The organism is Alteromonas ulvae (genome assembly GCF_048987005.1).
In the GTDB taxonomy this organism is placed as follows: domain Bacteria; phylum Pseudomonadota; class Gammaproteobacteria; order Enterobacterales; family Alteromonadaceae; genus Alteromonas.
Genome location: NZ_CP185261.1, coordinates 2,573,473 through 2,587,483, shown reverse-complemented (window position 1 = coordinate 2,587,483; position 14,011 = coordinate 2,573,473). Strand labels below are relative to the sequence as shown.

Genomic DNA, 14,011 nt, shown 5'->3' with positions numbered 1-14,011 from the left:
TGGCATAAAAGGCGTTGAAAGTCAGCAGGAAAATCGATTTTATCAGCACTCTCCGTGCGTAGTCGGGTTCTGTTTGCACATTCTGCGACACTTGCAACGGTAAAGTGCCAAAAAATACGATGGTTTACAAAACAACTGTTTCACTATGTTCCACAATAGATAACCAGAATATAAAATCAAAAAATGGCGTAAAAGGCCTACACAAAAACGAAAGAAAATAGCTAGACAGGAAACTCTATGAAATTCACTAAAATAAAACAGGCGCTGATCGTCGGCTTGTTGAGCTCGTCCTCACTAAGCCTCAATGTTTATGCTCAAGACGACAATAAAGATGGCATGTCAGAAAGTAAACAAGAAACCAAAGTAGAGGCGAAAAAAGAGCAAACTCTGACTCAAACACTAGAGGATAAAATTGCCTATGACGGCTACTTGCCCATTTATCAAAACAGGGAAGATGGTACCGCCTTGTTGATTATTGACGACACTAAACTTAATAAACCATTCTTATATTTCGCCAATACTGTTGAAGGCGTGGTGGATGCAGGGCATTTTCGCGGGGGCTTTCGCCAGCACCGGCTCATTGAAATGCGCAGAGTGTTTGATCGCATTGAAATAGTGGCAATGACACCTCGCTATTATTTCGACCCTAACAACGCTATTAGCAAAGCCGCCAATGCCAATACAAGTGAGGCCGTGCTGGTATCCACTAAAATTGTGAGTGAGGAGGATGGCCGTATAGCCATAAAGCTAGAAGATGTGGTGAAAAATGAAAAGCTTCATCGTATAGCGCCTATGCCAGCGGCAAAACCAGAAGAAGAGAAGAAACGCTTTAAACTGGGTAAGCTTAGTGATGACAAAACCAAGATTGCGTCCATCGATAATTTTCCTGCAAATACGCATATAGTGGTTGATTACGTGTTTGAAAATGATACACCTCAAGTGCGTGGCGGCGATTATATCACCGACCCCCGATATACCACAATCAGCTTGCAGCATGCTTTTATTGAACTGCCTGATAACAATTTTAAATCACGACGTGACGACCCGAGAATTGGTTATTTTGGTAAGCAGTTTGATGATTTAACCACAGATCAAACCTTCATCGGACGCGATGTGATTAACCGTTGGCACCTAGAAAAGAAAGACCCGAGCGCAGCAGTGTCAGACCCCGTTACGCCGATAGTGTGGTGGATTGAAAATACAACTCCTGTTGAGTGGCGTGACACTATACGTAATGCAACATTAAGTTGGAATTCTGCCTTTGAGAAGGCCGGTATTAGCAATGCCATCGAAGTGCGTATTCAACCCGATGATGCAGATTGGAAAGCCGAAGATGTTCGCTACAACGTGCTGCGTTGGACTTCATCGCCAAAACCCCCTTTTGGCGGTTACGGTCCAAGCGTTGCCAACCCATTAACGGGACAAATTATTGCCTCTGATATCATGCTGGAATACAGCTTTATGAAGGGGCGTTGGATAGCAGGAGAAATGTTTACTGATGGTGCTACCTCTCTTTCATCGCCAATGCCCTCGTGGTTAGGTGATGATGCTACCCAATACTGTTCATTAGGTCACGAACTTAATGCTGGATTGCTCTTTGGTCAATACGCGTCACTGGCAAAAGGCATGGGCGATATAGAGAAAGACAAGCTGCTTAGGCAGGCCATGCATTACCTCATTTTGCATGAAGTGGGTCATACTCTCGGACTTAACCACAACATGAAAGCGTCTCAGTTACACGGGCATGACGAAGCGCATGATGCGTCGGTTACACAAGGTATTTTGGCTGGCTCGGTAATGGATTATCCTTCTGTTAACTTCGCGCCTGATGGTGTTGAGCAAGGTGACTTCTACACGGAAAAGCCTGGACCTTACGATGACTGGGCAATCGAATATGGTTACTCTACTGCATTGGCAGATCCTGATGCAGAAGAGGAACGTCTGCAGGCTATTTTGTCACGCAGCGCAGAACCAGAATTAGCGTTCGGTAACGATGCTGATGACATGCGAGCGCCAGGGCGTCATCTCGACCCACGAATTAATATCTTTGATATGTCGGGCGATGCAGTTGAATATGCGCGAGACCGATTTGGTCTTATTAAATCAACAGCCACAGAAATTAAAGATAAAACGCTAGCTGACAACCGTTCTCATAACGATCTCGCGGTGGGGGTAAACGCCGTGTTTGGTGAGTTTGCACGCCAGGCAAGTGTTGTTTCTCGCTATATAGGTGGTGTCTATGTAGACCGAGCGTTTGTGGGACAAGAAGGTTATGAACAGCCTTTTACCCCGGTACCTAAAGCGCTGCAGCAGCGCGCGATGCAAACCCTTAACGAGTTTGTATTTGCGCCTAATGCTATTGACACCATGGAGCCTCTGTTTGCCTATATTCAGCGTCAGCGTCGCGGTTTTGACAATATGGGGAAAAACGAAGATCCTAAGCCACACAACATGCTGTTAGGGGCACAAAAAAATGTGCTTACCCATTTGCTTCATCCTGCGGTTCAAATGCGTATGAGTGATACTGCACTTTATGGCAACGAGTACAGTCTTGAGCAAATGATGGGAGAGCTCACTAAAGGAATTTTTGAGGCTGATATTAAGCGTGATGTAAATAGTTATCGTCGAAACTTGCAAACGGAATATGTGGAGCAGTTGATTAACATTAGTGGTTTAGAAAAAGCCAGTAACTACGATCATTTGGCCAAAGCAGCAGCGCTTTACGAGTTAAATCGCATTAGTGATTTAGTTGCTAATTCCCGTGGTGATAGGGCGAGTAAGGTGCATAAGTTTTACCTCACCGACCGAATTGAAAGAGCATTTCATAAAAGTAAGTCTTAGTCTTCTCTAGCGTTACCAAAGTGCTAGCCAAGCCGGTGTTACCCCTTTTAGTAGCACCGGCTTTTTCATCATAAGCGGGTTACGGAATAAAACATAGTAGTGAAAGAATCTCGTCTAGCGTTTCGGTTCATTTCTTGTTTAATAACTGTTTTTAACACGGTTTAACTGCTCTGCATTTTCCGATCTTTTTTTTTGAAGATGGTGATATGCCACCCCCAATGTAACGAGCCTAACCTAAGAGAAATGGTGGTTACAAGAGAGCCTAAAATACACCATATGTAGCTTATATCTTGGCTAAATAAGGCGGCATAGACTAAACCGCCTGCCAAACACGCCGATGCGTATGGTTCGTTTCGCATTACCGATGGCACTTCCCGACAAATAACATCACGAATCAAGCTGCCAAATATTCCAGTAGTAATACCCATAGTGATGGCAACCACCAGCCCTGAACCGCTAATGAGTGCTTTTTCTATGCCCATAATATTAAATATTGCCATGCCGATAGCATCTACCACCAAAAAGTAATAATTGTTGACGGCGGGTAAGTAGCGGATAAGCATCACGGTAGCAATAATGGCAGCGTAGGTTGAGTATAAATAATCCGGCGTTTCAATCCAAAATATAGGCTTGCTCAGCAAAATATCTCGTAGTGTGCCGCCTCCAAGTGCGGTAACAGTGGCGACCACCACAACGCCAAAACCACTGATATTTTTTTCATAGCCAAGCAACGCGCCCGCTACCGCAAAAAATGCCACTCCAATTAAGCCAAGCACCAAAAAATATTCTGCTGTCATTAAACATCCTTTTATAAGCGTGTTTCGATGAGCAGCTAATGCAATTTCTATGCTCTACTTGGCGTGAGCGGGTCCGCAAATGTCACATTGTGTGGTATCGGGAAGCTGCCAACGTTGCCACTCGTGCTCTAGAGCGTCGAAGGTGATTAAGGTGTTTACCGGAATAGTGTCAAATTGCATGAGTACCTGCATAGCAAGTAGCGACTGATAGGTACCCACAATATTCGCGACAGGGGAAAATATTCCCGACTCTACGCAGCTTAGATCCGGCGCTGTAAATAGCTGCCTCAAACACCCATAGCAGCGGCTCTTACCTGGAATGGCAACAAATAGCTGTCCTTCAAAGCGAATAGCAGCGCCTGATACTAATGGCGTACCCGTGGCGTAGCATAGCTTGTTAATAAGGTCTCTTGCTGTGGCGTTGTCGGTACAATCAAGCACCACATCACAGGAAGTCACTAGGCCTCTATGTTCTTTGCCAAACGCCTCATTAACGGCATGAATTTCACAGTCGGTATTCATTTGCACAAGGTACTGTTGTGCGGCGTGTACTTTACTTTTTGAAACATCAGCTTCAGAAAAAAGCGTTTGGCGATGAAGGTTAGTTAATTCTACGCTGTCAAAATCAATGAGGGTGATAGTACCAACACCGCTTGCACAGAGATTCATGGCTGCAGCGTTACCAAGACCGCCCATGCCCACAATAAGCACCTTTGCATTTAATAGCGATTCTTGCCCGTTTAAGTCGACACGTGGCAGCACAATATGACGGTTGTAGCGCATAGCTTGTTCGTTAGTCAGGCCTCTATGGACTGTTTTAGGCATAGGTTAAGTCAACTTAAGTATTGAATTTATGGTGTACACCCTTATAAAGTGTCTACTCAAAAAAATTATGCTGGTTTCAAAAGAGCTCATACTTTATCAAAACCAGACACGATGTCGCATAGCAAATTAGGAATTTATATGTCTGCTGTTAGCCAGCCGCTTAATATTGCCGTACTTACTATTTCAGATACCCGTACTCTTGATAATGACAAGTCTGGTGATTACCTCACTCAGGCATTAACTGATGCAGGGCATAACCTTGCTGCAAGAGAGCTAGTAAAAGACGATATATACCACCAGCGAGCCGTTGTGTCCTCATGGATTGCAGACAGTAGCATTCATAGCATACTCATAACTGGCGGTACGGGATTTACCCATCGCGACTCTACACCAGAGGCGATTAGCGTATTGTTCGACAAAGAAGTAGATGGGTTCGGGGAGCTCTTCCGCCAGTTAAGCTATGAAGAAATTGGCACATCTACCATTCAGTCTAGAGCTATTGCTGGTTTTGCTAACAACACGGTGATTTTTTGTTTACCTGGCTCCACTGGAGCATGTAGAACTGGGTGGGAGCGAATTATTGCTAGCCAGTTAGATGTGGATTTCAAACCATGTAACTTTGTAAAACACTTGGTGAACCTGTGAATGCGGGAACAGCCCTGAGCGGAAAAACAACATGAGTGAATCTTCAGGCAAATTCAGCCACATTGATGCGGGTGGTCAGGCCAATATGGTCGATGTAAGTGACAAAAGCGTAACAAAAAGAGAAGCCACTGCAGAAGGCTTTCTCTATGTTAGCGACAGTGTTATTAAGCAAATAAGCGAAGCAAAAATAGCGAAAGGCGATGTATTTGCAGTAGCAAGAATTGCCGGTATTCAAGGCGCCAAACGCTGCAGCGATTTGATCCCCCTTTGCCACCCACTGGCGTTGTCAAAAGTAGACGTGAATTTTGAGGTTCAGCCCGAGGAAAAGCGGATACGAGCTACCAGTTACTGCAAGCTAAGCGGTAAAACAGGTGTGGAAATGGAAGCGTTGACAGGTGTGAATGTGGCGCTACTCACCTTGTTCGATATGTGCAAAGCCATCGACCCGACTATGCATATGGAAGGCGTGCGTGTTATTGAAAAGAAAGGCGGAAAAACGGGCCATTGGACTAATAAGGAAGCGAGTGAAAAATAAAGCAAGTGGTGATTTTTATTAAGATCATCACGTTAGTTTTGAAGAAAGAACTCATCAATGAACGTAGCATAGGATCAGCATGCAGATAACGGTGAAAACATTTGCACAAACCCGTGAAATTTCAAAAACGCCCAGCTTGAACATCGATATTGATGATGGGGCCGCGATTGCCGATGTAATAATGCAGTTAAAAACAGTAGACAGTAATTGGGCTCTTGCATTAAAAGACAGTATTTTAACGGCGAAAAACCAGCAGTTGTGTGACAGCAGTACCTTATTGTGCCCGGGTGATGAAGTTGCTTTCTTTCCTCCCGTTACAGGGGGCTAGCAATGTTTGTCTACGTACAGGAACAAGACTTCGACCAAGGCGACTTGTATGCCCAGTTGCAATTAGAGACTAATACTACAGCGTCAGGGGCTACGGGTGCGATCGTAACATTTACTGGCTTAGTTCGAGACTTTAACAGCGCTGGCGATATAGACGGTATTGAGCTAGAGCATTATCCAGGTATGACAGAAAAAGCACTGTCTACTTTGATCGATAAAGCAGTAGACCGTTTTTCACTGACTAATGCGGGTGCGGTGCATCGCGTAGGGCGTATTTATAATAGCGAGCAAATTGTCTGGGTAGGTTGCGCTGCTGCGCACAGACAGGCAGCATTCGATGGAGCATGTTTTTTAATGGACATGCTTAAACAATCAGTTCCCTTATGGAAAAAAGAGTTTAAAGGTGATAAATCTACGTGGGTTGAAGCAAAAGGGTCGGATGACGCTGCTGCGCTAAAGTGGATGTCTGAGCGTTGAGAGCAGTAACGGGGATACTCACATTATTGGTAACAGCACTTTTGTTATCCTCAAGCCTTGCAAAGGCGGCAACTAAAAGTGTGCAAAATTATTCAACTGTTTTTCACGAACATTTTGCTGGATCACCACCGCTTAACATTGCGGTTGCGGCAAATTTCGCGAAGCCTCTAGCGACAATGGCATCCGATTTCACTGCTATTACCGGCATCGACGTGTCCATCACTACGTCATCAAGCGGAACCCTGTACGCGCAAATTTCTCACGGCGCGAGCTTTGATGTTTTTCTCTCTGCAGACACTGCAAGGCCTGTCATGTTAGCGAAGAACAATCTTATTCATCCCGATAACGTGGCTGCCTTTGCTCGGGGCCGACTGGCGCTAATTACACCCAATGCCAGTACAGAGACGAAAATGGCGCTTGAACGTTTTATCGCAGAAACCAGCGGTAAATTTGCTATTGCCAACCCTAAACTAGCGCCTTATGGGCTGGCCGCACAGCAGGTTTTACACAACATGTCATTATGGGATACCTTTCGAGGGCGGATAGTCAAAGGGAAAAATGTACTGCAAGCATATCAGTATGTGAGCACTGGCAATGTGAGAGGTGCGTTAGTCGCGTACTCGACGGTGATTGCCGAAAGTGACAGTGAAACTGAAATGCAAAGCCCCGATAGCCTATCAGCGCCAACAGCAGGGACAATTTTTTATAAATCAGCTGACGCTGATAAAAAAGGGGGGGCAGATAAACCAGCTGGCGTTGAAAAAACAGGTGGCTCTGACAACAACGTTGGCTTTGATAAAACACTGCATTGGTCTCTTATTGATGAAAGCCTACACGCTCCCATAGTACAATCGCTAGCCATAAACGACGGCGACGCCGCTCTATTAAGCCCAAATGTTTTTGACGCGCTAGATAGCGCGGGAGAGGTCATAAATACTGAATCGTTAGTCCACATTAAAGCGGCGAGCCTTTTTGTACAGTATTTACTGTCTTCCTCAGTGCAATCATCACTAAAAGGTTGGGGATATGAACCTGTATTGAGTGATAATCATGCTCATGTTCGCGGGAAACATCACATTGGCAAAACAGGTGCTCATTCATGGGGTATGTAGATGCCGATATGGTGAATGCTGAAATGTTAAATACTGTCATACTCACGTTTAAGCTAGCGTTAGTCACCAGTGTCTTATTGTTGATTATAGTTATGCCCCTTGCATGGTTTTTGGCGAACTGGCAACACAAAGTAAAATCACTCATTCTTTCTGTGTTGGCATTACCGCTGGTACTGCCACCCACAGTGCTTGGCTTTTACTTGCTCATCGCTTTCTCACCCCAAAGTGCGCTGGGGCAGTGGTGGTTGGCACTAACAGGCAGCACATTGGTTTTTAGCTTTCAGGGGCTTGTGCTTGGTTCGTTAGTATATTCACTGCCCTTCGCCCTTCAACCTTTATACAGCGGGTTCGTGCAGCTAGATAAACGGTATCTTGAGGTGGCGAGCTCTCTTGGTTTTTCACAGCTAGAAGGTTTTTATCGCATTGTGCTGCCACTTTGCAAAGCGCCAATCATGGTGGCATTTGGGCTTAGTTTTGCTCATACCGTAGGTGAATTCGGGGTGGTACTTATGATTGGAGGTAACATACCAGGTGAAACCCAGGTACTTTCCATTGCGCTTTATGAGCACGTTGAAGCACTAGAATATGAGCGTGCCCATGCGATGTCCCTTGGACTACTTGTGTTTTCCTTTATTGTGTTAGCGCTGCTCTATCGCTTTAATGGTGGCGCAGGCCCTTCAAATGGTACTAGAAATATAGACCCGGAGCCTAGGCTTTGAGTGTGGCGTTTGAGGTAATGCTTCCCAGCAGAATTGAGGGGCGAGTTGAACTGCGCTCATCCTCGTCATTTATCGGCATCACTGGGCCATCCGGTGCGGGTAAAAGCAGCTTGTTGCGCTGCATAGCAGGTTTTGAAAAAGGCGCGTTAACCCAGGCTAATTGGGGCAATGTTTCGCCAAAAATGGGTATTGTATTTCAACAGCCCTTATTGTTCCCCCATGTGAATGTAGAAGGCAATTTACAGCTTGCCACTCGTCATGCCAGTGAGCATGCTATTTCTATTGATGAGGCGGTAAAAGGGTGTCGCTGCGAGCACCTACTGTCAAAACCCATAGCCACTTTGTCTGGTGGTGAAGCCCAGCGGGTGGCTATTGCAAGGGCACTAGTTAACGGGCCTCACATTCTGCTGCTCGACGAATCACTTAGCGCGATAGATGCTGTAACCAGGCGGCACATCTACGCTTTTCTACGTCAATTGTGCGCGGTATCGAAACTTACATGCTTTGTGGTTTCCCATGACATTGATGAGCTTTTGTTACTGAGCGACGAGATGATTTACATCTGTAATGGGAAAATAGAAGCAGTAGGTAATGTAGATAGTGTTGTTCCCAATATGTACCAAGGCGGGGCGATACATACTCCCTCGGCCATACTTAACGGCGTTGTTGAATGTATTGTCGAAGCAACGTCAAGCAGCGACGCTGAAGAGAGTACTCACACAAACGCAGGACAGACTACCCATCCCGAGAAAGAGTTGCTTAATGAAAACACCAATGACTTTGGAGAACCAAATCAGAATACGGTGTATCAAGTCATTGTTAGCGGGCAGCGGCTGTATGTCTCCCAAAAATCGCTCATTGCAGCAAGGTGCAGTATAGCAAGGACTAATGTCGCAAGGTCCAGTATAGCAAGGACTAATGTCGCAAGGTCCAGTATAGCAAGGTCCAATGTCGCAAAGCTCAGTGAGTGTGAACCTAATCAAGCAGATAAAAACGAGATTGATAATTCACTATCTGTTGGCGGCCAGGTGAGATTAGCGATAAAAGCAAGTGAAGTCAGTATCGATACGAACACGGCAGCAACGACTGAAAATCCGACATCGAGCATATTGAATTCCCTTAACTGTGTGATAGAGGATATTACCCATTTCGACAATCATAATAGCGGCCGAGTGTTGCTTAATCTTCGTATTATCGGCCAGGACGGCAAGAGAGAGGACGATCAACCAGCACTCTATGCAGTTATCAGTTCGCTATCAGCAAGTCGCCTAAAACTAACTAAGGATATGCTCGTAATTGCGCGCTTCAAATTGCTTTAGAAAAGCGGGTCATGTTTTTAGTCGAGTCTACATAAGCATCAAAGGTTGCACAAATGGCACGAATGAAGATTCTTGCACTTTCTGGCACTACGATGCCTTTGTCCATGTGCAGCACAAGACCATCTTTTTGCAGCGGTCGCAGCGCGTCAAGCTCGATGGCAAAATAATCGTCAAAGGTAATGCCGTACCTACCCTCAATAGCGTCTTTTTTCAGCGATAGGTTGCACATAAGGCTCGATATTACGTCTCTTCGAATAAGGTCATCCTTAGAGAGGGTTAACCCAATAACGGCTGCGGGTCTGTGATTGTCAAGTTGCTCGTAATAGTCTTTTAATTGCTTTGGGTTTTGTGCAAAAGCGTTGCCTACGGTGCTAATAGCAGACACGCCAAATCCTATTAAATCCGCATCACCTTTTGTAGTGTAGCCTTGAAAGTTGCGATGCAATTGGCCAGCGTTTTTTGCCTTCGCTAGTGGGTCAGCTTTTTTAGCGAAATGGTCAAGGCCTATCATGTCATAGCCAACTTTTTTAAACTCATTTACTGCGATATTGTAGAGCGCTGCTTTTTGCTCTGCATTAGGCAAACTGTTTTCATCGAATTTACGCTGTGCGGCAAACCGTTCTGGCAGATGCGCATAGCTAAACAGCGATATTCTGTCCGGCGACATGGCTTTCGTGGCGGCTATTGTGGTTCTAAACGTGTCTTCGCTTTGATGAGGTAGGCCATAGATCAGGTCTAAGTTAATAGAGCTAAAACCTAAATTTCGTGCCTCAAATACTAAGTCTGCGATGTGAAGCGTGCTTTGAACTCGATTTATGGTTTGCTGAACCTGGTAATCGGTATCCTGTAATCCAAAACTTAAGCGGTTATAGCCGAGCTCTCTTAAATGCTTTAAGTAGGAAATGTCCACGTTTCGCGGGTCTAGTTCAATGGCTATTTCCGCTTGAGCATCAAAGTAAATGAACTTTTTTAACATTGTCATCAAAGTGGCTTGCTGATGCTCACTTAAAAAACTAGGAGAGCCGCCGCCTAGATGAAGCGACACAGCATGTCGTTCTGCTAGTAGATGTGACTTGCTCATTAGCTCTTTTTCGATGTAGTCGAGATAGTCGTCTGCTTTACTGTTGTGCCTAGTCACAATTTTATTGCATCCGCAGTAGTAGCAAAGTGTCTGACAAAATGGAATGTGCACGTACACACTTAAAGCTTCAGCCTGTGTGTTTTTATTTGCAATACGAAGTATGTCATTGTTTACTGGAGCAAAGTTAAGCGCAGTGGGGTAAGACGTATAGCGCGGTGCGTGCTTTGCGTATTTTGCTATTGTAGTTAGGTCTACTTCATTTGCTGGCCCTGTAATTTGATTTATATTTTGGCTTACACTTGGGCTAACGGCTTGCGGGCTTACAACTTGGCTTGCTTCATTTGCGGCCATGACACTTCTTCTTTTTACCGGTGAGAGAAAACAAACAGCATGTTATCAATACAAGGAAGGTGGTGAGTTGATCTGGTTCAATGTTTTGGCGCTCAATGTTGGCTTGCTAGTTATTCTGCCCGTAATAATTGTTCAGGCTATGTGGGTTCGCAAGAAAACCCTTCGTTTACCAGAGCCATCTGGTGCGCGAGAGCGTAAAAGCGAACTTTCAGACACCAAGTCCGGAGATAAGAAAATACCTTTTAAGGTACTGGTGGTAGGTGACTCAGCGGCGGCCGGCGTTGGTGTAAGTACCCAATCCGATGCGCTAACAGGGAAACTGTACCAAGCGCTATCACAATTATTTGGCGAATCTTATGCCGTGTCTGTCACGCTTCACGCCCGTACAGGGTTGGCGAGTACCGATGTCATTGACTTGCTCAAGCAAGAGCAATGTTGCCGTTATGATGTGGTTGTGGTTTCCATTGGAGTAAATGATGTAACCCAGTTTACTAGCTTAACAACATGGCGCGATAATCTTCGGAAAATTCATCACTTTTTGCTCCAAACAGCGTTGTGTAACCTAATCATTTATTCTGCGGTTCCTCCCATGCATGCGTTTTCCGCCATTCCTCAGCCGCTGCGCTTTGTGCTGGGGCAAAGAGCGTCACTACTCAATCGCGTATTAGAAAACACGTTGAGCCTATTACCCTTTAGCAGGCTACTTCAGCTTAATGTGTTTAACGAGAATGGCGAAGGGATAGCTGAACTAATGGCTGAAGACGGCTTTCACCCTTCAAGCGTAGGGTATGCAATGTGGGCTGAACAACTCGTTAGGCTTGTTAATAAAGAGCTTGTGGATGTGTCTAAGACACAAAAAATAGACACCTAAAGGCCTGCATACAAAGGAAATATATTAAGGATATTCAACGGTGCTTACAGCGATGTGCATTTAAAGAGATGATTAGTAGAATGATCTACATTCTCAAGTTTGCATATCCCTATGTTAACTTTCGAGATATTTATACGGTGTTTCTTGTGCAGTGCGCTTGCACTAGGGCTATCGCATGCCCTAAGGTAAGACAACAGCATCGCATGAAACGTAAGTGAGGAAAAATGCAAACCATCACAATTGATATGGTGTCTGACGTAGTATGCCCTTGGTGTATTGTGGGTTACAAGCGGTTACAACAGGCAATAAAGACGCTCGATAACATCAATGTGGAGGTAAAGTTTCATCCCTTTGAGCTCAACCCGACTATGCCTACAGAAGGGCAGAACTTGCGTGACCACGTTATTGAAAAGTACGGTATCACTCCTGCGCAAAGTAAGGAGAACAGGCAGCGTCTCGTTGATATTGGCAGAACAATTGGGTTTGAATTTAATCTTGCCGATGACGCCACTATGCAAAATACCTTCAAGGCCCATCAGCTTATCCACTATGCTAACGAGATGGGGTTAGCGGTTGCCATGAAAATGCGATTGTTCGAAGCCTATTTTAGCGAAGGTAAAGATATCAACAATATCGATATTCTTGTGCAGGAGGGCAGCAGTATTGGTCTTGATAGTCACAGTATTAAAGCAGTACTCTCCGACGAGCGTTATGGCGATGCGGTGAGGCAATTAGAGTCGGTCTGGATGCAGCGAGGAATTCAAAGCGTTCCTACGTTTGTTATCGGTAATCAGGGCGTAGCAGGGGCACAGGATCCAAACACACTGGCTGCTTTTATCAAAGAAGCGGCCAGAGAAGCGCAATAGCCAACGCCAATGAGGGAATTAATCTCCGCCTTATTGAGTGCCATGTATTGATTGACCTAACTCGCCTCAATACCAAGAGCTCTGCTTCCAATAATTACTAGGCGTTGATGGCGTTCTGACCAAGCGAGTACCGTTTCGGTAAATTCCGGTGCAAATCGATGATCCCGGGCGTGAGATGACGCACGGGTACGATTATAAAAAAGCGCGCTCGAGAAGCGGACTCGCAGGAGCAATCATGATCTCATCGAGGTGCCATAATTCGTAAGGAAGATTCAGCTCCTCCAACCATATCTCAAGGTGCTTCGTCCAGTCATTATTTTCGTTGGGCACGCAGACTTTTTCAGGGAGAGTCTTTCTTAGAATCCTCTATTAGTGGAGCACGCTGTCGCCATAATGTTTAGTCATTTCGCAAGAAATAAGCGCATCTCGTTTTGACAAAGTCCTGCGCCCAATAGCTTCACATGATGAACTCCCATTCAAAATATCAATTAAACTTATGCGAGTAGTTTTCTTAGTATGGTTAACATATTGGTAACATAAGAGCGTGTAATGACAGATATCTATTTAGTTCGTCACGGACAGGCGTCATTCGGTAAGGCGAATTACGACAAACTAAGCGAGCTGGGCGCACAACAAGCCGTGTGGTTAGGTGATTATTTCCACCATCGGGACATCCACTTCGACAGCGTCTTCATGGGAGATATGGTAAGGCACCGTGAAACTAACGAGGGTATTGCAAAAGGACTATCCGCCGGTGGGAAGTATTTGCCAGAGGCAACACGAGATAGCGCACTTAACGAGTTTAACTTTCAGGCGGTTGCAGCCGCTTACCTCAATCGGTTCCCTGAAGATAAAGTACCACAGGGAGCATCACCCGCTGAGTTCTATCGCTTATTGAAAAAGGCCATGCTTGCCTGGTCGCAAGACGAACTAGAACATGGGTTGCTCGATGAAACATGGGCGCAATTTGAAGGACGTGTAGGTTCAATGCTGACACGTTTGCAAAATAGTGATGCAAAACGCGTACTGGTAGTCAGTTCTGGCGGTGCTATCGCCATGATGCTCAAACATATCCTTGGCTACGACTCTGCAACGGTTATCAACATGAACTTGCAAATACGTAATGCCAGTTTTTCACAATGCTTTGCTAATAAGCGAGGCGTTCACTTAAATAACTTCAATAGCGTACCTCACCTAGATGTCACTGACAGGTTGCACGCCATTACCTACAGCTAAACGGGACAG

The 14,011-nt window shown here is 45.2% G+C and carries 14 protein-coding genes; 11 read left to right on the top strand and 3 right to left on the bottom strand.

All coding sequences use genetic code 11. The features are described from left to right. Positions 1 to 237: 237 nt before the first annotated feature. Positions 238 to 2,841 (top strand): zinc-dependent metalloprotease, encoded by a 2,604-nt coding sequence (locus ACOJR9_RS11325; RefSeq protein WP_420933083.1) that lies wholly within the window; start codon positions 238 to 240, stop codon positions 2,839 to 2,841. Between the two features lie 161 nt (positions 2,842 to 3,002). On the opposite strand, the gene ACOJR9_RS11320 is transcribed toward ACOJR9_RS11325, so the two are convergent. Further along, positions 3,003 to 3,638: a trimeric intracellular cation channel family protein gene (locus tag ACOJR9_RS11320; RefSeq protein WP_420933082.1), complete on the bottom strand. Its 636-nt coding sequence runs from the start codon at positions 3,636 to 3,638 to the stop codon at positions 3,003 to 3,005. A 54-nt stretch (positions 3,639 to 3,692) separates the two neighbouring features. Continuing rightward, a complete protein-coding gene (locus ACOJR9_RS11315) occupies positions 3,693 to 4,463 on the bottom strand; it encodes a HesA/MoeB/ThiF family protein (protein ID WP_420933081.1) in 771 nt (256 codons plus the stop codon). Positions 4,464 to 4,601: 138 nt separating this feature from the next. Here ACOJR9_RS11315 and moaB point away from each other — a divergent pair, with 138 nt between their 5' ends. The 7 genes from moaB to ACOJR9_RS11280 all read left to right on the top strand — a co-directional run bounded on the left by moaB (position 4,602) and on the right by ACOJR9_RS11280 (position 9,597). Beyond that, positions 4,602 to 5,108: a molybdenum cofactor biosynthesis protein B gene (gene moaB / locus ACOJR9_RS11310; protein WP_420933080.1), complete on the top strand. Its 507-nt coding sequence runs from the start codon at positions 4,602 to 4,604 to the stop codon at positions 5,106 to 5,108. Between the two features lie 31 nt (positions 5,109 to 5,139). Continuing rightward, on the top strand, positions 5,140 to 5,643 hold the full coding sequence (moaC, locus tag ACOJR9_RS11305; protein WP_420933079.1) for a cyclic pyranopterin monophosphate synthase MoaC: 504 nt from the start codon (positions 5,140 to 5,142) through the stop codon (positions 5,641 to 5,643). Between the two features lie 79 nt (positions 5,644 to 5,722). Then, positions 5,723 to 5,971 carry a MoaD/ThiS family protein gene (locus ACOJR9_RS11300; protein WP_420933078.1) on the top strand — a complete coding sequence of 83 codons (249 nt, stop codon included), beginning with the start codon at positions 5,723 to 5,725 and terminating at the stop codon, positions 5,969 to 5,971. 2 nt (positions 5,972 to 5,973) lie between these two features. Then, positions 5,974 to 6,447, top strand: a complete 474-nt coding sequence (locus tag ACOJR9_RS11295; RefSeq protein ID WP_420933077.1) for a molybdenum cofactor biosynthesis protein MoaE — start codon at positions 5,974 to 5,976, stop codon at positions 6,445 to 6,447. A gap of 80 nt (positions 6,448 to 6,527) precedes the next feature. Beyond that, a complete protein-coding gene (gene modA, locus ACOJR9_RS11290; RefSeq protein WP_420933076.1) occupies positions 6,528 to 7,559 on the top strand; it encodes a molybdate ABC transporter substrate-binding protein in 1,032 nt (343 codons plus the stop codon). After that, positions 7,547 to 8,278 carry a molybdate ABC transporter permease subunit gene (gene modB, locus ACOJR9_RS11285; protein WP_420933075.1) on the top strand — a complete coding sequence of 244 codons (732 nt, stop codon included), beginning with the start codon at positions 7,547 to 7,549 and terminating at the stop codon, positions 8,276 to 8,278. Before modA ends, modB begins: the two co-directional genes overlap by 13 nt. 2 nt (positions 8,279 to 8,280) lie before the next feature. Beyond that, positions 8,281 to 9,597: an ATP-binding cassette domain-containing protein gene (locus ACOJR9_RS11280; protein ID WP_420936112.1), complete on the top strand. Its 1,317-nt coding sequence runs from the start codon at positions 8,281 to 8,283 to the stop codon at positions 9,595 to 9,597. Here ACOJR9_RS11280 and hemN read toward each other — a convergent pair. Then, entirely contained in the window at positions 9,584 to 11,029 is a 1,446-nt protein-coding gene (hemN, locus tag ACOJR9_RS11275; protein WP_420933074.1) for an oxygen-independent coproporphyrinogen III oxidase, read from the bottom strand. The two genes, ACOJR9_RS11280 and hemN, sit on opposite strands and share 14 nt — an antisense overlap. On the opposite strand from hemN, the gene ACOJR9_RS11270 reads away from it, so the two are divergent. The 3 genes from ACOJR9_RS11270 to ACOJR9_RS11260 all read left to right on the top strand — a co-directional run bounded on the left by ACOJR9_RS11270 (position 11,028) and on the right by ACOJR9_RS11260 (position 14,002). Further along, positions 11,028 to 11,900, top strand: a complete 873-nt coding sequence (locus tag ACOJR9_RS11270; RefSeq protein ID WP_420933073.1) for an SGNH/GDSL hydrolase family protein — start codon at positions 11,028 to 11,030, stop codon at positions 11,898 to 11,900. The genes hemN and ACOJR9_RS11270 overlap by 2 nt on opposite strands. Before the next feature lie 224 nt (positions 11,901 to 12,124). Continuing rightward, positions 12,125 to 12,766: a DsbA family oxidoreductase gene (locus ACOJR9_RS11265; RefSeq protein WP_420933072.1), complete on the top strand. Its 642-nt coding sequence runs from the start codon at positions 12,125 to 12,127 to the stop codon at positions 12,764 to 12,766. A 549-nt stretch (positions 12,767 to 13,315) separates the two neighbouring features. Beyond that, positions 13,316 to 14,002: a histidine phosphatase family protein gene (locus ACOJR9_RS11260; protein WP_420933071.1), complete on the top strand. Its 687-nt coding sequence runs from the start codon at positions 13,316 to 13,318 to the stop codon at positions 14,000 to 14,002. The last annotated feature ends 9 nt before the right edge of the window (positions 14,003 to 14,011 follow it).

What these genes read in the sequence shown, in the direction of transcription:
- ACOJR9_RS11325 (WP_420933083.1), top strand. Translation starts at nt 238, where the DNA reads ATGAAATTCACTAAAATAAAACAGGCGCTGATCGTCGGCTTGTTGAGC.
- ACOJR9_RS11320 (WP_420933082.1), bottom strand. Translation starts at nt 3,638, where the DNA reads ATGACAGCAGAATATTTTTTGGTGCTTGGCTTAATTGGAGTGGCATTT.
- ACOJR9_RS11315 (WP_420933081.1), bottom strand. Translation starts at nt 4,463, where the DNA reads ATGCCTAAAACAGTCCATAGAGGCCTGACTAACGAACAAGCTATGCGC.
- moaB (WP_420933080.1), top strand. Translation starts at nt 4,602, where the DNA reads ATGTCTGCTGTTAGCCAGCCGCTTAATATTGCCGTACTTACTATTTCA.
- moaC (WP_420933079.1), top strand. Translation starts at nt 5,140, where the DNA reads ATGAGTGAATCTTCAGGCAAATTCAGCCACATTGATGCGGGTGGTCAG.
- ACOJR9_RS11300 (WP_420933078.1), top strand. Translation starts at nt 5,723, where the DNA reads ATGCAGATAACGGTGAAAACATTTGCACAAACCCGTGAAATTTCAAAA.
- ACOJR9_RS11295 (WP_420933077.1), top strand. Translation starts at nt 5,974, where the DNA reads ATGTTTGTCTACGTACAGGAACAAGACTTCGACCAAGGCGACTTGTAT.
- modB (WP_420933075.1), top strand. Translation starts at nt 7,547, where the DNA reads ATGGGGTATGTAGATGCCGATATGGTGAATGCTGAAATGTTAAATACT.
- ACOJR9_RS11270 (WP_420933073.1), top strand. Translation starts at nt 11,028, where the DNA reads ATGACACTTCTTCTTTTTACCGGTGAGAGAAAACAAACAGCATGTTAT.
- hemN (WP_420933074.1), bottom strand. Translation starts at nt 11,029, where the DNA reads ATGGCCGCAAATGAAGCAAGCCAAGTTGTAAGCCCGCAAGCCGTTAGC.
- ACOJR9_RS11265 (WP_420933072.1), top strand. Translation starts at nt 12,125, where the DNA reads ATGCAAACCATCACAATTGATATGGTGTCTGACGTAGTATGCCCTTGG.
- ACOJR9_RS11260 (WP_420933071.1), top strand. Translation starts at nt 13,316, where the DNA reads ATGACAGATATCTATTTAGTTCGTCACGGACAGGCGTCATTCGGTAAG.